The following is a 23,654-nucleotide window of genomic DNA, read 5'->3' on the forward strand; positions in this document are numbered from 1 at the left end:
AATTCGCAATTCGCAATTCGCAATTCGCAATTCGCTTTTTCCGTGTTGTAACGGGGATTTATACCCCGCCACAACACTTGCGGCTTGATAGAAGCCGGGAATTTAAACTCCTACATTTTGTTAAAAATTCTTGCATTAAAGACAATTAGTGGGAGCTTGTAGCTTTTTTGCCTAGGCTACTCACCACTAATTGTTCGCGTAGCGTCCCCTAGGGAAGATTGTGGCTCTTTCTTAGACCTCTTGCATAACCCGCATTTCTCACAAACAGTAGGGGCGGGTTCACAGATATACTCGAATCATTCACGAAGATTTCGCTCAACCCGCCCCTACAGAATCTGGACTGAGGTTGCAAGAATTGGTGAGAAATCCGGGATAAATGCTTAAACTGTCATGTTGAGCGAAGCGAAACATCTCCAAGATTCTGATTCTACATTTCATTTTTGGGATTTCGCCTCCAAATTTTCCAAACGGCTTTTTAATTCTTGGTTTTGTTGTTTGAGTTGGTCGAATTCCTCACGCAATTTTCGCAACGCAGTTTCTGTGCCAATATTTTTCTGCACTTTGGTCATTTCTTCCTCAGCATAGCGACGCACACGTCCATCTGGTGTTTGTTCAGCGAGCGATCGCAAAACTCCTATGGCTTTGGGTGTTTCCATTTGCCCCAAGGCGGCTACGACTGCCATTTGGGTTAAAAAGAAGGTTTCTTTGGCAAGTTCTGCTAATTTACCGATCAGTCTTTCTAAATTAACTGGACTTTGACCAACGGAAATTTTACCTAAAGCACGAATTGCTGCTAACCGCAAGGGTTGTGCTACACCAATTTTGGTATAATCTAGCAGCAAATCTAGGGCAGCCTCGGAAGTTTTGAGTTCAGCTAAACCGCCAACTGCGCCACTGCGGACAACTTCATTCCAACCGGCTCTTTCTTCTAGAACGGATTGCAATAGCTTAATTACCTTTTCTTCTTTGGGTTTATCTTCTAAATTGACGGCTGCGATAGATCCCAAAGTTCGGCAAGCGGTGGCTTCTACGTAGTAGCTTTTGTCGCCATTTTTCACGACTTCTTTGACAGCTTTGTAACTAGCACGGGTTTTAATCTGCGCTAAAGCGTCTAACACAGCTCGGCGCACGTAAGCATTTTCGTCGTCCAAGCCCGTAACTAAATAATCAAAGGCTTGGTCTAGCTTAATTTCTGCTAACTTCTTCGCGACTTCCACCCGCACACCCCAAAACGGTTCATTTTTCAAGGCTGCACCGAGGGCTTTAGTAGCTTCTAATCCACCTTTTTTCGCTAAAGCTGTCGCCGCATGAATCCGCGAAATTGGGTCAGGGTCGGATGTTAACTGGGCTTTTAACTCTGGTACAGGATATTCCAAAGACACAGTTTTCAGGAAATGATTCCCCACATCAAAGCTGATAAAATCTGGTTTGGCTGCTAGTGGGAAGTAAAAACTTTGTTCCCGTTGATTGACTCGCACCGTCACAGTTTGGACTTGTGCAGATTCCCCTTGGGTATAGCCAAAACCAACAGGAATTTTTAGGTCAAATAATTCTTTACTATTGTTTTTATCGGCTGGGACTTGGGTTTGAGTCACCGTCAATTTAGCTAACTTAGCTTCTCCATCCCAAGCGTAAGCCACTTTAAAATCAGGATGACCGCCACGATAAACATATTGGTCAAAGAGGAAAGCCAGGTTGCGTCCCGTGGCTTTTTCAATCGCTCTCAGCAAGTCTACAGTTTCAACAGTTTGGTGGGCATGATCCTGGACAAAGGTCTGTATTGCCTGCCAAAATAATTCGTCGCCTAACTCAGCGCGAATCATATGATAAACACAAGACCCTTTTTCGTAGGTGTGGCGATCGTAAAGTTCGATCGCTTCCCGGTAAACGTTAGTTACTATCGGTCGGCGGTAGCGACCGCTATCTTCACTCAAGTAACTACGCGCTTCTGATAAACGATAGTATGCTGCTTCTTCTTGGCTGTATTCGTGTTCTGTCCACATGACTTCCGAATAGCAAGCCATACCCTCCTTAATCCAAGCATGAGACCAATGTTTAATCACCAGTAAATCCCCAAACCATTGGTGTGCTAGTTCGTGAACTACCAGACTTTCTGTGTTGCGGTTATCTAAAGCGGCGCGTTCATCCAGTAAACAACGGTCTGTTAATAGAGTTGTAGAAGTATTTTCCATCCCCCCAAAGATAAAGTCACTCACGCAAACTTGAGCATATTTAGGGAAAGCATAGGCATAACCATACTTTTGGCTCAAAAATTCGATCATCCGGGGAGTTTTGCCCATGCTGCGGTGAGCATCATCCTTGCGTCCCTTTTCTACGTAGTAGGTGACTGGTTTACCTTGCCATTCATCCTGAATTTCAGCAAAATCACCCACGGCTAAAGTCATCAAATAAGTGGGATGAACTTGTCGCTGTAACCAATGGTAAGTTTTATCTTCACCATCTTCTGTAGTATTAACTAGTTCACCATTAGAAATTGCCACTAACGATTTAGGTACACGGACACGAATTTCCGAAGTAGACAGTTGTCCAGGGTAGTCAAAACAGGGAAACCAGAAACGAGAGTCTTCATCTTCTCCCTGCGTCCAGACTTGTAGGGGCTTTTTGGGGTAGTGATTGTCTGGGTGGATAAAGTAGATACCGCGTTGGGGCTTTTCTACAGAGTAGGCGATCGCAATTAATAATTTTTTACCAACTTGGGTTGGTTCTGACAACTCAATAGTTAGCTGTTCGCCATCATAGTCAAAGTTTTGCTCTCCCTCATCTACTTTGACAGATTGGATTTGCAGATTTACCGCATCCAAAGTCAAACGCTCTATACCATTGCGAATGGGTAATAAACGAATGCTACAACTACCTTGGTAACTTTGGTTAGGGATATCCAAATTCAGATCGAGAAAAATATGTTCTACCTGTCCAGGGCGGTCTGGGTTATAGTGTGGCCTAGCTCCTGGCAATTCAAAAGATTTGTATCCATTATTTCCGGTATCAAAAGAATAAGAGTGTGGCATAGATGTAAATCACCTTAGTTAAATTTTCTTCCCTGTCCCCTGTCCCCTTTCCCCTATCACCTAATCCCAGTACAAATACTCTCAAGTATTCATATAGATTAGGATAGCTTGCCATTTTTCACCAAGCTATTTTTTGTGATTTACAATAGGGCGTTTGCGGATTTTAACTTTCTTCCTTTGAAGTATTTTTTGGAGGGATTACCTACTGATAGTGCGTAAATTGCCTATTTTAACTAGTAGAAACCGCAAAATCACTTAGATATAAAGAATAATTCCGAAAAGTCTCTAATGACGTTTTTACTAGCCTCAGTAACAATTTGAGGAAAAGAGGATAACAACAAAATGCCTGAAACTAAATCAAAATTTTTAATCCCTGTCGTTGGTGCTGCCGTTGTAGTGGTTGGTAGTGTCGCCGCTTTTATGTATTTGCGGGGGACGGGTGGGGGAAGTACAGGGGCTTTAAGCAGTGCTAAACTCGTGCCTTCCTCGGCATTAATGGCTACCTACATTACCACCGACTCCCAAGCTTGGGCAAAGTTGCAGGAATTTGGCACTCCCGAAGCCCAAAAGTTAGTCACCAAGGGGTTAGAAGACTTTAACAAAGGATTAATGAGTGACAATAGCATTTCTTTTGAAAAAGATATTCAACCTTGGGTAGGTGGGTTAATGGTGGCTGTGTTACCGCCAAATGCTACTAAAACTAACCAATCGGAGCAACCTCCAACGACTCAGTTACAGCAAGAACCACAAATATTAATGGTGGTGGGAATCAAGGATAAACTTGGGGCTTTAAATTTTGCTAACAAATTAAAAGGACAAAAGGGAGTCAAAAGTACAGAATCTGACTATAAAGGTGAAAAAATTACACAAACTAGTAAAGAAGGCAATAGCAAAGCAACATATAGTGCTGTTTTAAATAATAGTTACTTGGTATTTTCTCCAGAAAAACCAGTGGTAGAAAAAGCCATTGATACCTTTAAAGGTCAACCTTCCTTTGCGACTAAAGACGGTGCAAGTGCTGTTCTGTCCAAAGGTGTGGATGTGAAAAATTCTTTAGCTCAAGTTTATGTCCCAGATTATGCGGGGATGATTCAGCAAATGGTGGCTGCTAATCCCCAGACTACGACATTAACCCCGCAAACCTTAAAACAGTTGCAACAAGTTAAATCAATGGTGGCTGCCGTTGGTGTGGATGATGCTGGGGTAAGATTAAAGGCGATCGCTAATTTAGATCCCCAACTGAACAAGTTTCAATATCAAAATTCTCCCGCGAAAATAGTAGGGCAATTCCCCAGTGATACCTTTGCTTTGGTGAGTGGACAAGGTATCAGTCAGACTTGGAAAACCATCGTTGAACAATCTAACGAGTACCCAGAATTTAAGCAAGCCTTAGAACAGGCACGTTCACAGCTAAAAATAGCCAATTTTGACCTCGATAAAGACATTTTTGGCTGGATGGATGGAGAATTTGCCTTGGGTACGATTCCATCCAACCAAGGTATATTAGCAAGTATAGGTTTTGGTGGCGCGATGGTATTTAATACGAGCGATCGCCAAACCGCAGAAGCCACTCTCACTAAGCTGGATAACCTTGCCAAAACTCAAACCATTAATGTCGCCACTAGAAACGTTGGCGGTAAAGACATTACAGAATGGCAAGTCCCCCAACAAGGTGCTTTATTTGCTCATGGTTGGTTAGACCAAAACACGGTATTTTTAGCTGTGGGTGGCCCTGTTGCAGAAGCATTGACAAATAACAAAAATCAACCTCTGGACAACAGCGAGAGTTTTAAAGCCATTACTAGTTCTTTACAAAAACCCAATGGGGGTTACTTTTATCTAGATATGGACAAAACCATGTCTTTAGTCAATCGTTTTGCGGCTCAATCTCAACAACCCATACCCCCAGATGCTAATGCGATATTGAGTTCTATTCGTGGGGTGGGTGTGACTGCTACTAGCCCTGATAAATCTACTAGTCAAGTAGAGATGTTGTTGGCTCTTAAACCGAGTAAGGCTAAGTAGATAGGTGACAGGTGAGAGGTGACAGGTTACAGGTGACAGTTAAATTTTGACTTTTTTCTGCCCCATGCGTTTTTAAGTCATAATTTAAGTTGCTATTCAATGCAAACTGATTTATGACTGCTGCTGTAAACACTGCTCCTGGCATGGCTTCCCGCTTGGTGAATGGCATATTGGCAATTAAGCCTTTAGCTAGCCTAGCCAAACACCAAGCTCGTCAAATGATGATTAAACGGGCTGAAAAAATGGGTGTACCTTGGACAAATGAAGTAAAAACTCTCCAGGGGCGTGATTGGACAACAGATTTAGCTCAAGTCCAAAATTCTCAAATCACTTACCCAGATTATTATCTGACTTCATTCCACGGGTATGATGAGGGAGACCTTTGTTGGTTGGCAGCGTTTGAGTTGGAAGTGGCGGCTCTTGCTGTCCATGCTAAGATTTGGCCGGAAGCTGAGGCGCGAGGTGATGCAAAACTGCGCCAAAGTTACCACGATATTGTCAAAGCTCAAATTCCTCATACACCACAAACTATCCTTGATTTGGGATGTAGTGTGGGGTTAAGTACATTTACTCTGCAAGCACTTTATCCCCAAGCCCAAGTCACAGGCTTAGATTTGTCTCCCTATTTTTTAGCAGTTGCCAATTATCGCTCTCAACAGCGTCAAGCTAATATTAAATGGGTTCACGCTACAGCCGAATCTACTGGTTTACCAGATGCTAGCTTTGATTTAGTCTCGATTTTTCTGATGTGTCATGAACTACCCCAGTCAGCAACCCGCAAGATTTTTGCTGAGGTGCGGCGTGTATTGCGTCCGGGTGGTCACATTGCCATTATGGATATGAATCCTCAATCGGAAGCTCACCAGAAAATGCCGCCTTACATTTTGACACTGCTCAAAAGTACAGAGCCGTATTTGGATCAATATTTTGCTTTGGATATTGAGCAAGCTTTAATAGAGGCTGGTTTTCAAACACCAAGCATCACCCAAAATAGCCCTCGTCATCGTACCGTTATTGCTCAGGTGAGTGGTTGATTTTGTTTTGCTGCTGTGGGCAGTTATACCACCACTGCTATTTTTGGGATATTACTATTATCGTGTCAGCATTGCCCCACCTTTTCAATTCCTATTGTGGTTATTTTTGGTGGGGGCAATATCGGGTTTCGTTGCTCTCGGTTTACAATTAGTTTTTGAAACTGTAGCTAATTGGGTTTTCAATTGGCAGCAAATCCAGCGTGGGATTTTTGGTGCTACTCTGAGACAACTGATAGCGATCGCACCGATTGAAGAAGGTTGCAAGTTAATTGCAGTTATTATCCCCATCTCCTATTTACAACGTCGGTATCAATTACGCTCTACCAGTGTTTTCTTATTTACTATTGCGGCTGCTTTAGGATTCACTGCCGAAGAAAATTGGATTTATTTATATCACGGCACAGCTAGCATTTTTGATCGTGTTATCGGTACACCAGTCCACGCGATGTTCTCTGCACCTTGGGGATATGCTCTGGGAATATATTTATCTGCTACTTATAAAGTAAATCGCTACAAAAATTTATTTTTTCTAGCATGGATTAATTCTCTAATCTTTCATGCTTTAGTTAATATCTGTTCTATTACTTGGCGTTATTCTCCACCCTTACAATTACTTGCTTATGGTTTATTTCCTTTGCTGTTGTGGATGTTTTGGCGCATGGAACAGCTACTACGCAGAGTCCAAAATCAACAACCAATTATTTTAATCTCTGGTCGTACACCCCAACATCGTTACTGGCAAAGAGGGTTATTATTATTTGCTGTTATGCTGGGTGGTAATGCAATTTTTGGGATATTTCTCTTAGTAAGAATTCTCAGCCCTTTACGTCCAGCAAAGCTTTTTTATCCTGATATTTTGCGGTTTACAGTCAGTAGATTTTTACTAAATTTGGTTTTTGGAATTTTGGCGGGGTTAATTTATTGGTATTTAAGATATACAGCAAGACATTAGACTGCATCAACAAGTATGCTCCGGCTACACCATACAAGCGATGTAGTCGGAGAGGAGCTAAAGCTTTTATGCTAAAGCGGCTGTGGGCTGTGGCCAACGTCCAACAGCTTTACCAATGACAGCTAATTCTTGCATGAGATGGTCAAAAGCTTCTGGTGTTAAGGATTGAGGCCCGTCTGATAAAGCTTTTTTGGGGTTGGGGTGAACCTCAATCATGAGAGAATCACAACCAGCTGCGATCGCTGCCATCGCCATAGATGGGACAAACTCAGCCCAACCTGTACCATGACTGGGGTCAATCATAATGGGCAGGTGAGTTAATTTCCGCAATACCGGCACTACAGATAAATCTAAGGTGTTGCGAGTATATTGGCGGTCAAAGGTACGAATACCCCGCTCACATAAAATTACATTGGGGTTGCCAGCTGCTAGCACATACTCAGCCGCCATTAACCAATCTTCAATAGTAGCAGCCATTCCCCGTTTTAATAGCACTGGTTTGGGTTGCGCTCCTACTTTCTTCAGCAGGGAAAAGTTCTGCATATTCCTTGCGCCTACCTGAATTACATCAGCAACTTCGGCGATGATATCTAGTTCCGCCGCATCCATGACTTCTGTAATAATGCCAAGTCCACTAACTTCCCTCGCCTTGGCTAATAATTCTAAAGCACTCTCCCCATGTCCTTGGAAGGCGTAAGGTGAAGTCCGGGGTTTGTATGCACCACCGCGTAAAAACTTCGCTCCGGCTGCTTTAACCCGTTGCGCCGTTTCGATAATCATTTCCTCATTTTCAACGGAACAGGGGCCAGCAACCACTACTAAGGGTTGGTGTTCACCAAACACAACTACGCCATCGGGGGTATTAACTACAACGTCCGAAGCTTCTCCGTGTCGGTATTGGCGGCTAGCTCGTTTATAGGGCAGTTCTACCCGTAATACTTGCTCAATCCAAGGGCTGACTTCTTGAATTTGTAGTGGGTCTAAGTCGGCAGTCTCACCTACTAAACCAATTACTACCTTGTGTTTACCGATAATTTTTTCTGGTGTCAAACCCCAATTACTTAGTTCTTCATTAATGCGGTTAATCTCCACTTCTGGAGAACCAACTTTCATGACTACAATCATAATAAATTCCTTGTTTAATTACGTTAAAGCTCAAGCAAGTAGGTGGTTCATCTCAGTTTCTATGTATTCAGTGTAGTATTGACCAAAAAAAAGAAGCATACAAGCCCCTAAATTTATTTATAGGATTTTAATTTTTAATTTTTAATTTTGACCCTTCACTTCGTTCGAGGGCAAGATTTTGAATTTTGAATTCCCCCACAGGGGGTTGACCTAGCCTCAACAATGTGATGTAAATCTTAATTGAACAGCAGCAGCAAGCGCGGTAGGTTAGATACTCATCAAGCATAAAATTTTCTCCATGCGTCTGACCTCTCTCGATGTTTTTCGTGGCATTACCATTGCGGGGATGATTCTCGTTAATATGGCTGGAGTTGTAGATAATGTCTACCCTCCCTTAACCCATGCTGATTGGCATGGTTGCACACCGACTGATTTAGTTTTTCCCTTCTTTCTGTTCATTGTCGGTGTGGCAATGACTTTTTCTTTAGCCAAATACACCCAAGATAACAAACCCACCTCGGCGGTTTACTGGCGGATATTTCGCCGTGCAGCGATACTGTTTATTTTGGGTTTGCTACTCAATGGCTTTTGGAATCAAGGCATTTGGACTTTTGACTTCAGCAGCATTCGCATTATGGGAGTGTTGCAGCGTATTAGTCTGACTTATTTGTTGGCTTCCTTAGTAGTCCTCAAATTACCGCGCCCAGGACAATGGATATTGGCTGGTGTATTACTAATTGGCTACTGGCTAGCAATGATGTACATTCCCGTACCTGATTATGGTGCTGCTGTCCTAACACGAGAAGGCAACTTTGGTGCTTATATTGACCGCCTGATTATCCCCAAAGCGCATCTTTATAAAGGCGATGGCTTCAACTTCATGGGCGATCCTGAAGGGCTTTTTAGTACGATTCCAGCTATTGTGAGTGTTTTGGCTGGTTACTTTACTGGTGATTGGATACGCAAACAACCAGTACAAACACGCACGAGTGTAGGATTAGCTTTATTTGGGATTGGTTGCTTAATCATTGGTTGGGCGTGGGGTTGGGTATTCCCCATCAATAAAAAACTGTGGACAAGTTCCTATGTTGTGTTGACTAGCGGTTGGGCATTATTGTTACTGGCTGGTTGTTATGAACTAATTGAAGTGAGGTTAATTCGACGCTGGAGTAAACCTTTGGAAATTATGGGCTTAAATGCGATCGCTCTTTTCGTCGCATCAGTTTTACTAATTAAAGTCTTAGTCAGAACCAAAATCGGCACAGGCGAAACCGCTATCAGCACATATAACTGGATCTATCAAAACATCTTTGCATCTTGGGCAGGGAATTTCAACGGTTCACTATTATTCGCCCTAGTCACCGTTTTTTTATGGTGGGCTGTCGCTGTGATTATGTATCGCCAAAACTGGTTTATCAAAGTTTGATGCTATTAGTTCGCCACAGGTATTGTACTGTCCTGATGGAACTTGGAAGATGTGGTATTACGGTCGGGATGCCTCCTTTGATCGGCAAATCAATTTACCGACTGGTCGCTGTGGTTTAGCAATGTCTGCTGATGGAACTAATTTTCGTCAGTGGCATCGCTGGGGTGAAGCTTAGAAAATTTCGCCTTGCGGTACTAAATGAAATCTAAAGATTTGAGCTTGAGTAATATTAAGACTATATGAAGAGTTAAATAAGATACTTGCTATTTTCCCAAACAAGTGATATGTTCTAGTTGTGTGTGAGGAGCAAGTTAAAATTAAAAAACGCTTGGGGTGGAAACACGGTAACACTCCCAAGCGTTTTTTATTGGAATCTGAAAATGGTATCGTTTGTGCAACTTGAAAAAGTGTCACACAATAGATTTACTTAATTACAAGTAGATAGTATCGTCTAGTTGTGTGTGAGGAGCAAGTTGAAATTAAAAAGCGTCTGGGGTGGAAACACGGTAACACTCCCAGACGCTTTTTGATTATTTGCAATTATTTGAGTTTTAAGAGCGTCTTTCCAATGGGTTAGCAACGTATTGGAATGTTGGTTCTGAATTCCAAGGGCCACGTTCATCGTGTCCATTACCATTAGTAGACAGATTGTAATACAGAGCCACAGTTTCATCAGGCTGAATATTACCAAATAATGGATCTGTCAACTTACCAAGTGAATCTAGAGCCTTCATGAACATCTGGGTATGAGAAACTTCTCTGGTGAGCAGATGTACTAAAGTTTCTTTTGTGCCTTGATCTGGACATAGCTTAATTAGCTCTTCGTAAGTTTGGCGTGCGCCAGCTTCAGCCGCAATATTAGCTCTCAAATCTCTTACGACGTCTCCACCTTCATTGAGGTAACTTGCAGTCCAAGCATTACCTTGACTATCTAAAAAGTGAGGACCCATTCCCCTGACAGCAAAGAGAGTGCTTTTATAAGCCTCTGTTTGATCTACATTTTTGGTATGAGCTTCGATGAGTTTACCAACCATCTCTAAATGCCCAAATTCCTCAATGGCAATGTCTTGCAGCATATCTCGAATTCCAGCATTCTCAACATGGAATGATTGTACCCAGTATTGCAAAGCTGCTGATAATTCTCCAGTTGCTCCTCCAAATTGCTCTAGAAGTAACTGAGCAAAGCGAGGATTAGCATCATTGATTTTTACTGAATGAATCGGCTCTTTTTTGTGGAAAAACATGAACTGCCTCTGCAAATATTTTCAACTGAGATTAAGACAATGTTTAAAAAGTCTGTTTCTTTGTCATGTTGAATGCAGCGTAGCGGAATGAAACATCTGGTGTATGTGCCGCAAAGCCTAGATTCTTCCTTGCGCTCCGCTCCAGTCAGAATGATATTTTTATACCCCTTCCGACTTTTCAAACGTCCTCTAAGACTGATCAAGCATTGAGATATTGAATGCTTGATTTCCCTAAATCTTATTTTTTAATTTCGCCTGTTTACCTTTGACTTATTTAGGCACTGCGACTTCTGCTAAGTAGTCCCCATATGTAGATAGCAATCATTGCTCCGACGATAGCTATTAAAAGACCAGGAATACTTAAACTAGTAGCAGTCAATTGTAAAGTTCCCGTGGAAAATAGACTATACAAACTACCACCTATGAAAGCACCTATGATACCTAAAATCATTGTGGAAAGGATTCCACCACCTTGAGATCCAGGATAAATTGCTTTAGCGATCGCACCAGCTAATAGTCCTAATATTACCCAAGCAATAATATTCATATAATGTCCTCAAAAATTTCATCTATACTCAGATTAGCAATCTGAATTAGTTAGCGTTTCCACCAGATGAAATAACTTTTGAAGTCAAAAGATAGATATAACAGAATTCATAATTCCCAATTAAAGATACAAATTATCTTAATTACTACCAGTAGACTACAGTCGGTAATTGGTCATAGGTAATAAGTGAGGGGAATTACCAGCTACCAATTACCAATACTTTCCATGAAGAATTCCAATTGAGCAACCTGATAGTTGCAGATTTGGTGTTAAATGGCGCGAGAAAAGTGTTTTTCTTGAGTTTGATTATGGATATCAAAAATTACAGCAATATTCCTCACCAATAACCTACCAATATCGGTAATTTGGATGTGGTCGTTTGATAAATTGACCAGTCCATCAGCTGCTAATGGCTCTAATAACTCTAGTTCATGGGCAAAATATTGATCAAAATTGATCTCATGTTTTTCTGCGATTTCTTGCTTATACAGTTGAAAATTTGACATGATGCACATAATTACATCGCGTCTCAAAATATCATCTTCAGTGAGTTTAATTCCTTTACTGATTGGTAAACTATCACTAGCAACTGCTTGATAATATTCTTTTAACTGCTTATGATTCTGCACATAAGCATCATGTAGCATACTGATTGATGTCGCACCAAAGCCAAACAGTTCTGTCCCCGCGTGGGTGGTGTAGCCTTGAAAGTTTCGCTGGAGGGTGCGGTTACGTTGTGCTGTTGCTAGTTCGTCGTTAGGTTTGGCAAAATGATCCATACCAATAAATAGATATTGGCTTTTTGTCAATTCCTCAATGGTCATTTGCAGGATTTCTAACTTTTCTTGGGGTTGCGGTAATGCTTCCACAGGAATATTCTTTTGTGCTGGCTTTAACCACGGTACATAAGCAAAGTTAAACACAACAATGCGATCGGGGTCTAATGCAACTGTCTTCTGCAACGTTTCTCGAAAGGTTTGTAAAGTTTGATAAGGTAAACCATAAATCAGGTCTACATTCACACTTTCAAATTTAGCCGCTTTAATCCAACTCATGACATCAAGTAACAACTCTTCAGGTTGGACACGGTTGACAGCTACCTGTACTCGGTCATTAAAATCTTGGATACCAAAACTAATGCGATTAAACCCAATTTCTCTAAGAAAGAAAATGTATTCTTTGTCAACATAACGGGGGTTAATCTCAATAGAGACTTCTGCTTGTGAATCTAGGTTGAAGTTGCGAGTAATATTTTTCCACAAGAATTCTACTTGATCGCAATCTAAGTAATTGGGTGTACCTCCACCCCAATGAATTTGTAGCACTTTTCTATCTTGGTCAATCAAGGATGCTGTATGCTTGATTTCTCTTGCTAAATTTTCTAGGTATGGTTTAGCAATATTCGTGTTATTAGAAATTACAGTATTGCAGCCACAAAAGTAACAAGCACTTTGACAAAAAGGAATATGGAAATACAAAGATAGCGGTGATTTTCTTTGATTTGAGGCGGCGATCGCAGCACGAAAATCTTTCTGTGTAAATCCTTCCGTTAACTGTGTAGCGGGTGGGTAACTAGTATATCTAGGTGCAGGGGTATCATACTTTTGAATCAATTCTAGATCAAATTTGACTCCAGATGAAAGAAAAACCATCAAATCCTCCAAGGTAATGCGACCATCCAAGAAGTCAAAATGTAAAAGTTAAAAAGCAAAAGATAGCAACCTAGATTTTATGATTTTTACCAAATTTAAATGTTACTTTTACTACAGCTATCTGTAATATTAAGATGCTGTAGTAATAAAGCTACATCTGAAATTAGGAAAAATCTTACTAGATCAATTTTGCTGATTTTGACTTTTTAGTTTCGCCTTGTTGTACGGTTGGTCTTATGGGTATATAGGGTCTGCAATTTGTTTTTTGATGTGCTACAAATCGCCAATACAAGGTCTATGCTCTAGCTGCTTTCTAGTTTAAATATTTATTGCTAGAGCATGATGTGTTGATTAAAGCAAATGTAGGAATTGGGGATCAACAGTTACCAGTTATAGCGGTTCTCGCTTTAGTGAGGTACAAGAACCCCACCCCCAACCCCCTCCTCCGAAGTTCTGTTCGGCGGAAACCGCCGCTCAGACTTCTCTCCGCCGCAAAGAGGGGGCTATGATATACCTCATGTGATTAGGAAGTCACTTGATAACTGTTCACTGTCCCCTTCCCTCCCTTACATTGCTGCTGCTTCGGTACTACCGGGGTTATTGGTGTGAGTCAAGCTATTAAATACTACTTGACCAATAGCTTTAATTAAGCTTCCCTCTAAGTCTTTGGCCATTTGCATATTGAATTGGAAAGCACTATTTGCTTCTACAACAATGCGATCGCCTGTGGCATCATCAATGGATAATGAATCCATCGCCTGACGATACGTGTTTTTAAATGCTTGCTTGTCGGGAATTTGCTCAAAATTATAGAATGATGTGCCTTCGTAGCCAGACAGTTTGAGCGTTGATTGAGCGATTTTTTGCAGCATCTGACCCCCGGAAAGGTCGCCCATGTAGCGAGTATAGGTATGACCAATCAATAACACAGGATCACGAGCAGAAAGTTCTCTGATGTGGTTAATATATGCCTGGGTGCTGCTTGAAGGTGTAATGAGACTTCGCCACTCACTACCATAGTAAAACACCATGTCTTTCTCTAAGGAGGCGCGGCGATTCAGTTCGGGGAAGTAAACCGCCGCAATTACGGGATTGTTGACATGGCTTGTAATTGCAGCTTCTAGTTCACTGTAGACAAAATATAAGTTACTTAAAAATTTAGCGAAATTCTGTCTATCTACAACCCCCTTCAAAAAACATTTCATGAAACCCACATTTTCTGCTGAGGTGTGAGCTTTTTGAGTCCCGGAACGCAGTTTGACGGCTAAATTGCTACTCATGATTGCTTCCTTCATACTTAAGTTTTCAGACAGACAGATTGATTCATTAGGGGTGTAGGGGTTTAAGGGTGTAAGGGTGTAGGGGTTGAAGGTAGGGTGTTGACTTTGTTGGTTTTTAGTAAATATGTACCATGTACTTTGTATTTCGTTAAAAGCCCAGTCATTACAAGGTTTCAGCCATAGTGGAGATGTGCAAAAAACTGCATGAACCACACCCCAAAAAAGCCACAGAGTCAACAGCCTAGGTTGAAGGTGTTGGACGAGGATTGAAAAAGAGCCAACACGGTTCATCTTCCCCCTACACCCCTACACCCCCACACCCCTACACCCCTACGAAGATTGTTATTCTGGGTTTAGAGAGGATTTGCATCGCTCTATCTAGCAACTACTACTGCTGATGCAAATCCAGGCTATTTTCATATCTCCCAAAATCATTTAACTATTAATAGCTGTATAACTATACAAGCATTAATATTTTTTTATATTTGTCTTAATTTCGCTATAAAAACTTGCTGAGTAAGAAATGGTTTATGGGCTAAGGCGTTTCACTGAAACAAGTTAAAAGTCATATCGTTTCTTTTGACTTTTTTATGCCAAATTCCCAGTCTCCAGTTCAATAATTTAACTGATGTATATAAATATCTTTTTATGTTTATATAACTATAAAACCATTAATATATAAAGGAGTCTCATGGTTAATACCCTTACAACCCCAGAGCCTCAAACGCTAAAGCCTGGAGTGAAAGCACCTGTTCAAGAAACTTTATTAACACCCCGGTTTTACACTACCGACTTTGAGGCGGTGGCAAATATGGATATTTCAGCTAATGAGACTGAAATTCAGTCGATTGTCGATGAACTGCGTGCTGACTACAACCGCCATCATTTTGTCCGTGATGAAGAGTTTAAGCAAAACTGGGATCATATTACTGGGGAAAAACGCCGCGCCTTTATTGACTTTTTGGAACGTTCTTGTACTTCCGAGTTTTCTGGGTTTTTGTTGTTTAAAGAGTTATCACGCCGCATTAAAGACCGGAATCCTCTATTGGCAGAGGCCTTTAATTATATGGCACGGGATGAGGCACGGCACGCGGGATTTTTGAATAAGTCGATGGCGGATTTGAATCTATCTTTAGACTTAAACTATTTAACCAAGAATCGCACATATACCTTTTTCCCGGCGGAGTGGGTGATTTACACCGTCTACCTATCGGAAAAAATTGGTTACTGGCGTTATATTTTGGTGCATCAGCATATGCAGGAGCATCCAGAGTACCAGTTTTATCCACTATTCCGTAAGTTTGAGAGTTGGTGTCAAGATGAGAATCGCCACGGGGATTTCTTTAAAGCCGTATTGCGATCGCAGCCCAAATTATGGAAAACTTGGAAGGCTCGTTTATGGGTGCGTTTCTTTTTATTAACTGTGTTTGCTACCCATACAATGACCGTATTTGAACGGGCTAGCTTTTATGAAGCTATCGGTATCCATCCCCGCAAATACAACAACCGAGTTATTCAAGAAACAAATAATACCTCCGCGCGAGCATTTCCTATCATCTTGAATACTAATCACCCGGAATTTTTCTGGCGATTAGAACAGTGTTCGGAAAATAATTTGAAACTATCGGCAATTAACAGCAGTGAATGGCCTAATTTTGTGAAATTCTTTCAACGGATTCCTCCCGCTATTGCTATCTTTTGGAATATGTTGAAGTTGTACTTAATTAAGCCAATTGATACTGAAGTTACACGCGGTACAGTTATGTAATTTTGCTCAGTAGTTTTCGCTTCAATATAAATTTGTAAATCTCTGCGTAAATTGCCAATTTTTATCAATACATCCGTCTGTAGACCCTACACTGTATAGGCTGATTATTTATCCAAATTCCAACCTAGTGCTGTAGCTACCTGACCGGCTAATTCTAGGGGATTGAAAGGTTTTGCGATCGCTGTTATCATTCCCAATTGAGAGTAGCGGCGACGGTCAGAGGCTTGTATTTTGGCGGTTAATAAAATTACGGGGATTGCCTTGGTGGCTGGATTGGCTTGCAGTTTCTCAAAGGTAGCGATTCCATCCATATCAGGCATCATCACATCTAAGAGAATAGCATCTGGTTGGAAAGTCTCAGCTTGGTTAATACCCTCTTGACCAGAACTGGCTGTCACCACCTCCCAACCTGCTACTGTTTCTAAGCAGACTTTGGCGACTTCTTGAATATACTGCTCGTTATCAACCACTAGAATTCGCTTGGTTTTCATGATGGCTGTCCTCTTTTTGTTTGTGAGTAATTCGTTGCAGTAGTTCTATGACTCGTTGTTCAAATTCTTGGGTGGTGACACGTCCTTTAGTTAAAAACTCTGTATCTCCTAGTTTAAGTCTTTTACGCTCTGATTCGTCCAAATCTTGGGCTGAATATACTACTAAGGGAATATTACACAGATGATTATGTTTTTGTAACCAATCGACTACTGTAAACCCATCAGTTTCTGGTAAAATCAAATCCAGGATTAACAAATCAGGGTTAACTTCTTGACTGAGGTGAATTGCTTCTTTCCCGGTTTTGGCATAGAAGGTTTCAATCCCATGACGTTCAAATACAGTAATCAGTAGTTCCACTAAATCAGGATCATCCTCAACAATCAGAATGCGAACTCGATGGGAGAATTTAGCAATGACTTGTCTGAGGGAGTGTAACAAATGGCTTTCTTGGACTGGTTTACTCACCCAATCGACAAAATCTGCATTTGATTGGCTATTGGTGTTTTGCTTGTAGACACTGCAAATCACAATGGGAATATCTTGAGTTTCAGTTTGTTCCTTTAATCGTGCCATTGTTTCCCAACCATTCATCCCTGGCATGAGTAAATCTAGTACAATAACATCGGGGTGTTGGCTAGTTGCTATGGCGATCGCTTCTTCTCCATTACCTACAGTTACCACTCGGTATCCCCCTTTTTCTAGGAGAGTTTGCAGTTCTAGGCGAATAACAGCATCATCATCACAAACTAAGACTAGAGGGGACTGGGGACTGGGGATTAGGGAATGGGGAGTAGATGAGTCTAATAATTCTACGTTTTGAGGAATTGGTAAAATTGGCAGTGTGAAGTAAAAAGTGCTACCATCCCCTACAACACTTTCTACCCAAATCCGTCCTCCATGCTGTTGGACGATACTCTGGGAAATAGCCAAGCCTAAACCTGTACCCTCATGGTTGCGTGAATCTGAGGAATCTACCTGTTGAAACCGCTCAAAGATACTATGGATTTTGTCAGAGGGAATACCGCGTCCGGTGTCTTTGACTGTCAGTAAGACTTCATCACCGTATTGTTTAGCTACTAACCAGACGGTGTTTTCCGGTGTAGAAAATTTTATGGCATTACTCAGCAGATTAGTGATAGTTTGCACAATCCGATCCGGATCTACCCATAATTCTACTGATGAGCTATCAATCGATAGTTTAACTCCGGCTTTATTCGCCAAGGGCTGCATAATACTTACAGATGACTCAATCAAGTCTGTTAGGTTGCAGGTTTCTCGTTCCATTTTCACCCTACCTGACTCAATTCTTTCGATGTCGAGGATGTCATTAATTAGACGGACTAGGCGTTCTGTGCTATCGGTGGCAATTTGTAGCAAGCGTTTACCTTGGTCTGAGTCTGCCTGTAACAAACCACTGGTGAGCATTCCTAATGAGCCGTGAATTGAGGTCAGGGGTGTACGCAGTTCATGGCTGACTACAGACACAAACTCATCTTTCATCCGCTCGATTTGTTTGCGTTCTGTAACATCACGTAAGATTACTGTATAGAATACCTCGCTATCCATGTGCAGCTTTGATATCGAAGCCTCTGCGGGAAATTCCGTCCCATCCTTGCGACAACCATATATTTCCCGCCGTTCCCCCATGCGTCGCGCCAAGCTGGGAGATTGTCCAAAGCCAGAAACGTGTTGACGATGTGCCTCAGCAAAACGCTGGGGTAAGAGGACATTCAGGTGCTGTCCGATAATTTCTTCGGCAGAGTAGCCAAAAATTTTCTCTGCACCCTGGTTAAAGATGGTAATCTTTTGGCTAGCGTCAATGGAAATAATGGCATCGTCAGCAATATCTAAAATGCGTGCCAATCTGATTTGGGAAATCCGCAGTGCTTCTTCTATGCGTTGGCGTTCGTCGAGTTGTGATTGTAGCTGGCGATTGACATTCACTAGTTCCACAGTACGTTCTGCTACTCTTAACTCTAGTTCGTTATTAGCGGCTTGTAGGGCAGCATCGATTTGCTTGCGATTACTGATATCTCTGACTGTACCCAGCATTCGTACAGCTTCCCCTACTTCGTTGTAGTAAAGTTTACCTGTTCCCTCAATCCAGTGAATGCTACCATCAGGCCAGACGACGCGGAATTCATGATTATAATCAGTTTTTTGGTGCTGGGCATCCTGAAATGCTTGCTCTAAACCAGGCCAATCTGCTGGCAAAACACAGTTTTTAAAGGTTTCATAAGAACCATTGAAGGTACTAGGTTTCATGCCAAATAACCGAGCATGACCATCAGACCAAGTAATTTGGTTGGTGGTGAGATTCCAGTCCCAAATCCCTAAGTTAACTGCTTCTATGGCTAAGGCTAGACTTTCTTCACTGTCTTTGAGGGCTGCTTCGGCTCGTTGGCGATCGCGCTGATTGCGTAATGCTAAAATGCCATAAGCTAAATCTGCTGTCAGTTCTTGTAAGAGTTTCACCTCATTCACATCGAAAGCATCTGCTTCAGCCGCATAAATATTTAATGCCCCAAAGGCTTGACCATTAGCTATTAACGGTAAAGCAATTGAAGAAGCATAACCCTGACTCATAGCTTGACAACGCCAAATCTCATACCGAGAATCAGCCAAAATATTTTGAATAATTGTAGTTTTGCCTGTACGGATGGCTGTTCCCGTGGGACTTTGACCGCGAATTGTGTCTGCCCAAGTTAAATGGAGAGATTGCAGATATCCATCTTCGTAGCCTGCTTGAGCAACTGGATAAATATCTTTTTGAGTGTTATGTTCAGCGTAGGCTACCCAAGCGAGGCGATAACCACCAACTTTGATGAAAATGTCGCAAACTTGATGCAGGAAATCGTCTTCATTGTTAGCACGAACTAATGCTTGATTGCAGCCACTCAAGGTTTGCAATGTGCGATTGACGCGCTGAACTTCTGCCTGGACTTGTTTGTAATTGGTAATATCCCGCGTAATTGCCAACTGTACCCAGCTACCATCTGCGGCGTTACGTAAAGGGACAGAGTGAGTTTCCATCCAGCGACGATGACCCCGACAAGTGATTATCTCAAATTCCAGACTACCTTTTTGACCTTGACAAACACTCTCATTGAGTTGACGAAATGCCTGTTGGTATTCGGGGATAATCAGATCATACACAGATTTACCCACCACGGCGGCGGCGTTATCTGCCTCTAATGTTGCCAAACACGCCGGGTTAATTTCCAACACCCTACCATCAGCCCCCACAATTGTGACGCACTCTGGTTCAGCATCAAATATGGCGCGTCCGTCGGTGAAGAAGGGATTGGGGGCAGGGGGCAGGGGGCTGGGGGCAGGGGGCAGGGGGCAGGGGGCAGGGGGCAGGGGTAGAAATTCTACCCTACCTCCTACTTCCTTTTGACTTACCCGCCTTAATAGTTTCACCCTTTCTAGGCGGTTAATAATGCGCGTTACTAATTCCGGCCCGACGATGGGTTTGCTGACAAAATCGTCAGCACCTACGCTATAGACTTGATTGACGATTTCGGCATCGCTGTGGACTGTGAGAAATAGTATCGGTAACTCACTCCACTGGGCATCGTTACGGACTACTTGACAGAGTTCTATCCCATTGGTATGTGGCATTTCCACATCCAGAATTAACAAGTCTGGAGTTTCGGCTTTTAATGTTTCCCAAAAACGGCGGGAATCATCTAGGGTAATGACTTTTAGCCCCCAAGGATGGAGGAGAGTTTGCAATAAGGCGAGAATTTTGGGGTCATCGTCTACAGCTAATACTTTGGCTGCGCCATTGGGAACTTGTTGTATGATTTTAGCGATCGCTTCTAAAACTTCGGTTGTAGCTTGAGGTTTTTGTAAAAAGGTATGTTCACCTTGACGCGCTAGTTGCAAGCGGTGCTGAAAATCTGTCTGTTCTGTAAAAACTACCACTGGTACAGGTGGTTTCCGTTGGGCGAGTTCGGCTAAAAAATGTAAGCTATCTTCTTGATGGGCAGTAACATTAGGGTCAAGCAGAACTACACTAGGATGCTCTTGGTACAGTATATTTCTAGCTCGCTCTAGACTGGTAGCAGTAGTGAATTGTAATTGCCCTCCAGCCGATGCTTGCGTTAACTGTTCAGCTAAAGCAGCATCACTATCAACTACCAACACTAAGGGAAGTGAACTAGTCGTAGATGTTGAAGAATCTCCGGCTGGTTTTTGCGCTGCAATTTCTTGGCGCAATAACTTCACCCACTTCTGCACTTTGCTAATTTCTGTTGGTGTCAAGGTTGTGTCTAATTTCAACACCTGCTCAATTTTGCGTGCTAACTTTGAGCCTTCCGGTAAACCAAACGTACCGAGAGAACCCGCTAATGTATGAGCTTCTTGTCTTGCTTGTAACCGCAATTCTGAGTTTAAAGCCTCTTGACTCAGTGCTGTTGCAGCTTGCTCTAGAACTCTAACTTGTTCATCCACCCGGCCATAAAATTTCTCCCAAATTGCCGCTATTCCTGTCAGCGTTGATTCAGACTGAGACTTACCATAAGATTTTTTCTTTTCCCCTGCTCCCCTGCTCCCCTGCTCCTGTGATGTGAGTCGATAACCAATTCCGTAAACCGTTTCAATTAAATCCCCAGACACTCCCGCATTTCTCAACTTCATTCGCAATCCTTTAATATGGGTGCGGACTGCTTCTTCACCGGGAGTATCTTCATAAGACCAGAGATGTTCTAGAATCATGCTACAGCTAAACACCCGGCGACGGTTTCGCAAAAATAACTCCAACAGAGCATATTCTTTGGGTGTTAGTGATAGCAAATTTTGTTTATAAGTGACTTCACAACTGCTAGGATCAAGCTGTAAATCGCCACATTCTAAGATTGGTTGTGATATTGTCCCACTGCGTCGTAATAGCGCACGTATCCGGGCTACTAATTCTTCTTGATCAAATGGTTTGACTACATAATCATCAGCACCCGCATCTAAGCCAATAGCTTTTTCGTGACCGCTATCACAACCTGTCAACAACAGAATTGGCATTTGTCTGCCACTAGAGCGAATTTGCCGACAAAGACTTATTCCATCTAGCTTGGGCAGCATTACATCTAAGAGAATTAAATCATAGTCATAAGTTTCAATTAAATCCCAACCAGCATTACCATCAGCAGCAACTTCCACCACATAGTTTTGATTTGTGAGAACGGCACTCAGTGCATAGGCATTTAATTCGTCATCCTCTACAATTAAAATTTTCATATTAAATTAAGATTTAATAAATAATTAACCTGAAATATTTTTCTAGCTGTGAAAAATTAAAGTATTAATATTGGCGATTCAAAAATATTTTAGATGATATATCTCCTGATAATTAATATTATTTAATAAATATCAACATTTATCAATCTTTAGAAATAGATGATGTGGGTATAGAAATATATCACTGGAGAGAAGTTTTTGTCAAAAAAAACGGCACTCACACTTAACTTAATTAAGGTTATGAAAATTGCGAGACTTCAGAACCCCGGTTTCTTGGTTCTCACGAATGAATAGAAACCACAAAACCCAGATGGATTAAAGAAATTTGGGATATTGTTCCTTACAAAACTCCGATACGAGTTATGGCTTTCTTCACAAGTTCCTCAAATTGTTGTCGTATAAACAATGATGAGAGGCAAAGGAGTGAGTGGTGAGTGGTGAGTCCTGAGTCCTGAGTCCTGAGTCCTGAATGCTGTGTGGGCATTAGGCATTAGTTACTTTCTTCCTTACCACCTGTCACCTATCACCTGTCACTAAAACTAACTACTAAAAGAACTCACTTTTAAAACTAAAAACCTCACAGAGGTGTATATGTTGAAAAACATTTTAGTCGCATTGGATCGCTCGGAAATGGGAGAACAGGTTTTTGAGCAAGCATTAGCTTTAGCAAAAGCCACCCAAGGTAACTTGCTGTTAGTACACATCTTGTCACCAGAAGAAGATGGAAGTCCTAACATCCCGATGGTGTCTAATTATGACTACTATCCAGGACTAAGCGGTCAAAGCTTTGAGGTATATCAAAAAGAATGGGATCGCTTTAAAGATGAAGGTGTGAGAATATTGCAATCCTACAGTGCTAAAGCCAACACAGCAGGAGTCACCACACAATTTCAACAAATCTTGGGTAGTCCTGGACGCACAATTTGTAAATTAGCCACAAATTGGGATGCTGATTTAATCGTCATGGGACACAGGGGTCTAGGCGGGTTGAAAGAATTCTTTCTGGGTAGTGTAAGTAACTATGTCCTGCACCATGCGCCTTGTTCAGTTCACATAGTCCATTGTCCATTGAAGGAACAAGCAACTATTCCAGAAGACTCGCAAAAACCCCAAGCAATATCAGCGTAGAGGGTGTAGGGGAGCAGAGCAAGCAGAGGAGACAAAAAATAGTTTTTTAACTTTTGACTTCTTCATTTGACTTTTGATTTTTGACTTTTTTTGCCTCATTCCCAATGAAAACTATATCACCACCAAATCAGACTCATCCTAGTGGAGATAAACGATTGAAGATGCTAGACGCAACTCTCAAGCGTCATCAGTATCAACAAGATGCACTGATTGAAATTCTCCATAAGGCTCAAGAACTCTTTGGCTACTTAGAAAATGATTTACTGCTGTATATCGCCCATAGCCTGAAGTTACCGCCTAGTCGAGTCTATGGGGTAGCAACGTTCTATCATTTGTTTACCTTAGCACCACACGGCACTCATAGCTGTGTCGTGTGTACAGGTACGGCTTGTTATGTCAAAGGCTCTCAAGCAATTTTGGCAAATATAGAACAATTAACTCACATCCACGCTGGGCAAACTACTGCTGATGGTCAATTATCACTACTCACAGCACGCTGTTTGGGTGCTTGTGGTATTGCGCCGGCGGTAGTGTTTGATGGGACAGTTTTAGGACATCAAACTCCCGAATCAGTGGCTGAACGTGTACAAGGGTGGCTGAAAATAGGTGACAGGTGACAGGTGACAGGTGACAGGGGACAGGGGACAGGGGACAGGGGACAGGGAATTGTTAACTTTGAATTTTGAATTGGTAGAGAGGTGAGGTGTCTTCTTT

16 protein-coding genes are annotated in these 23,654 nt (G+C 41.9%); 8 read left to right on the plus strand and 8 right to left on the minus strand.

The window, feature by feature from the left end:
• Window positions 1–434: 434 nt before the first annotated feature.
• Complete coding sequence (locus L6494_RS02100) at window positions 435–3,029, minus strand: M1 family metallopeptidase (RefSeq protein WP_237991220.1); 2,595 nt, start codon at window positions 3,027–3,029, stop codon at window positions 435–437.
• A gap of 342 nt (window positions 3,030–3,371) precedes the next feature.
• On the opposite strand from L6494_RS02100, the gene L6494_RS02105 reads away from it, so the two are divergent.
• The 3 genes from L6494_RS02105 to L6494_RS02115 all read left to right on the plus strand — a co-directional run bounded on the left by L6494_RS02105 (window position 3,372) and on the right by L6494_RS02115 (window position 7,040).
• Window positions 3,372–5,054, plus strand: coding sequence for a DUF3352 domain-containing protein (locus L6494_RS02105; RefSeq protein WP_237991221.1), 1,683 nt, complete (start codon window positions 3,372–3,374; stop codon window positions 5,052–5,054).
• Between the two features lie 113 nt (window positions 5,055–5,167).
• Window positions 5,168–6,088, plus strand: a complete 921-nt coding sequence (locus L6494_RS02110; protein WP_237991222.1) for a class I SAM-dependent methyltransferase — start codon at window positions 5,168–5,170, stop codon at window positions 6,086–6,088.
• The gene (locus L6494_RS02115; protein ID WP_237991223.1) at window positions 6,081–7,040 is read left to right on the plus strand and encodes a PrsW family intramembrane metalloprotease; all 960 of its coding nucleotides are present in this window, start codon (window positions 6,081–6,083) and stop codon (window positions 7,038–7,040) included. Before L6494_RS02110 ends, L6494_RS02115 begins: the two co-directional genes overlap by 8 nt.
• A 66-nt stretch (window positions 7,041–7,106) precedes the next feature.
• On the opposite strand, the gene aroF is transcribed toward L6494_RS02115, so the two are convergent.
• Window positions 7,107–8,165: a 3-deoxy-7-phosphoheptulonate synthase gene (gene aroF, locus L6494_RS02120; RefSeq protein WP_237991224.1), complete on the minus strand. Its 1,059-nt coding sequence runs from the start codon at window positions 8,163–8,165 to the stop codon at window positions 7,107–7,109.
• Between the two features lie 298 nt (window positions 8,166–8,463).
• Between aroF and L6494_RS02125 the strand changes: the two genes are divergently transcribed.
• Window positions 8,464–9,591, plus strand: a complete 1,128-nt coding sequence (locus L6494_RS02125; RefSeq protein WP_237991225.1) for an acyltransferase family protein — start codon at window positions 8,464–8,466, stop codon at window positions 9,589–9,591.
• 49 nt (window positions 9,592–9,640) lie between these two features.
• Entirely contained in the window at window positions 9,641–9,766 is a 126-nt protein-coding gene (locus L6494_RS30820; protein WP_269139278.1) for a hypothetical protein, read from the plus strand.
• Between the two features lie 376 nt (window positions 9,767–10,142).
• Here the strand turns inward: L6494_RS30820 and L6494_RS02130 are convergent, their stop codons facing one another.
• The 4 genes from L6494_RS02130 to L6494_RS02145 form a co-directional block, all read right to left on the minus strand.
• Entirely contained in the window at window positions 10,143–10,835 is a 693-nt protein-coding gene (locus L6494_RS02130; protein WP_237991226.1) for a manganese catalase family protein, read from the minus strand.
• 274 nt (window positions 10,836–11,109) lie between these two features.
• Window positions 11,110–11,382 (minus strand): GlsB/YeaQ/YmgE family stress response membrane protein, encoded by a 273-nt coding sequence (locus L6494_RS02135; protein ID WP_237991227.1) that lies wholly within the window; start codon window positions 11,380–11,382, stop codon window positions 11,110–11,112.
• 269 nt (window positions 11,383–11,651) lie between these two features.
• Window positions 11,652–13,034 carry an oxygen-independent coproporphyrinogen III oxidase gene (gene hemN, locus L6494_RS02140; RefSeq protein ID WP_237991228.1) on the minus strand — a complete coding sequence of 461 codons (1,383 nt, stop codon included), beginning with the start codon at window positions 13,032–13,034 and terminating at the stop codon, window positions 11,652–11,654.
• Between the two features lie 566 nt (window positions 13,035–13,600).
• Window positions 13,601–14,314 carry a biliverdin-producing heme oxygenase gene (locus L6494_RS02145; RefSeq protein ID WP_237995756.1) on the minus strand — a complete coding sequence of 238 codons (714 nt, stop codon included), beginning with the start codon at window positions 14,312–14,314 and terminating at the stop codon, window positions 13,601–13,603.
• 691 nt (window positions 14,315–15,005) lie between these two features.
• Between L6494_RS02145 and acsF the strand changes: the two genes are divergently transcribed.
• Window positions 15,006–16,082, plus strand: coding sequence for a magnesium-protoporphyrin IX monomethyl ester (oxidative) cyclase (gene acsF / locus L6494_RS02150; protein ID WP_237991229.1), 1,077 nt, complete (start codon window positions 15,006–15,008; stop codon window positions 16,080–16,082).
• A gap of 104 nt (window positions 16,083–16,186) precedes the next feature.
• On the opposite strand, the gene L6494_RS02155 is transcribed toward acsF, so the two are convergent.
• Both L6494_RS02155 and L6494_RS02160 read right to left on the minus strand, forming a co-directional pair.
• Window positions 16,187–16,573 (minus strand): response regulator, encoded by a 387-nt coding sequence (locus tag L6494_RS02155; protein ID WP_237991230.1) that lies wholly within the window; start codon window positions 16,571–16,573, stop codon window positions 16,187–16,189.
• Window positions 16,545–21,812, minus strand: a complete 5,268-nt coding sequence (locus L6494_RS02160) for a response regulator (RefSeq protein WP_237991231.1) — start codon at window positions 21,810–21,812, stop codon at window positions 16,545–16,547. The genes L6494_RS02155 and L6494_RS02160 overlap by 29 nt, the downstream gene beginning before the upstream one ends.
• A 591-nt stretch (window positions 21,813–22,403) precedes the next feature.
• Between L6494_RS02160 and L6494_RS02165 the strand changes: the two genes are divergently transcribed.
• Complete coding sequence (locus L6494_RS02165) at window positions 22,404–22,940, plus strand: universal stress protein (protein WP_237991232.1); 537 nt, start codon at window positions 22,404–22,406, stop codon at window positions 22,938–22,940.
• Window positions 22,941–23,044: 104 nt separating this feature from the next.
• On the plus strand, window positions 23,045–23,557 hold the full coding sequence (gene hoxE / locus L6494_RS02170) for a bidirectional hydrogenase complex protein HoxE (RefSeq protein ID WP_237991233.1): 513 nt from the start codon (window positions 23,045–23,047) through the stop codon (window positions 23,555–23,557).
• Window positions 23,558–23,654: the final 97 nt, after the last annotated feature.

This window comes from Nostoc sp. UHCC 0870 (genome assembly GCF_022063185.1).
In the GTDB taxonomy this organism is placed as follows: Bacteria; Cyanobacteriota; Cyanobacteriia; order Cyanobacteriales; family Nostocaceae; genus Trichormus.

Bases quoted from the DNA above. Each gene is read 5' to 3' on its own strand.
- L6494_RS02100 (WP_237991220.1), bottom strand. From the start codon at position 3,029: ATGCCACACTCTTATTCTTTTGATACCGGAAATAATGGATACAAATCT.
- L6494_RS02105 (WP_237991221.1), top strand. From the start codon at position 3,372: ATGCCTGAAACTAAATCAAAATTTTTAATCCCTGTCGTTGGTGCTGCC.
- L6494_RS02110 (WP_237991222.1), top strand. From the start codon at position 5,168: ATGACTGCTGCTGTAAACACTGCTCCTGGCATGGCTTCCCGCTTGGTG.
- aroF (WP_237991224.1), bottom strand. From the start codon at position 8,165: ATGATTGTAGTCATGAAAGTTGGTTCTCCAGAAGTGGAGATTAACCGC.
- L6494_RS02125 (WP_237991225.1), top strand. From the start codon at position 8,464: ATGCGTCTGACCTCTCTCGATGTTTTTCGTGGCATTACCATTGCGGGG.
- L6494_RS30820 (WP_269139278.1), top strand. From the start codon at position 9,641: ATGTGGTATTACGGTCGGGATGCCTCCTTTGATCGGCAAATCAATTTA.
- L6494_RS02130 (WP_237991226.1), bottom strand. From the start codon at position 10,835: ATGTTTTTCCACAAAAAAGAGCCGATTCATTCAGTAAAAATCAATGAT.
- L6494_RS02135 (WP_237991227.1), bottom strand. From the start codon at position 11,382: ATGAATATTATTGCTTGGGTAATATTAGGACTATTAGCTGGTGCGATC.
- hemN (WP_237991228.1), bottom strand. From the start codon at position 13,034: ATGGTTTTTCTTTCATCTGGAGTCAAATTTGATCTAGAATTGATTCAA.
- L6494_RS02145 (WP_237995756.1), bottom strand. From the start codon at position 14,314: ATGAGTAGCAATTTAGCCGTCAAACTGCGTTCCGGGACTCAAAAAGCT.
- acsF (WP_237991229.1), top strand. From the start codon at position 15,006: ATGGTTAATACCCTTACAACCCCAGAGCCTCAAACGCTAAAGCCTGGA.
- L6494_RS02155 (WP_237991230.1), bottom strand. From the start codon at position 16,573: ATGAAAACCAAGCGAATTCTAGTGGTTGATAACGAGCAGTATATTCAA.
- L6494_RS02160 (WP_237991231.1), bottom strand. From the start codon at position 21,812: ATGAAAATTTTAATTGTAGAGGATGACGAATTAAATGCCTATGCACTG.
- L6494_RS02165 (WP_237991232.1), top strand. From the start codon at position 22,404: ATGTTGAAAAACATTTTAGTCGCATTGGATCGCTCGGAAATGGGAGAA.
- hoxE (WP_237991233.1), top strand. From the start codon at position 23,045: ATGAAAACTATATCACCACCAAATCAGACTCATCCTAGTGGAGATAAA.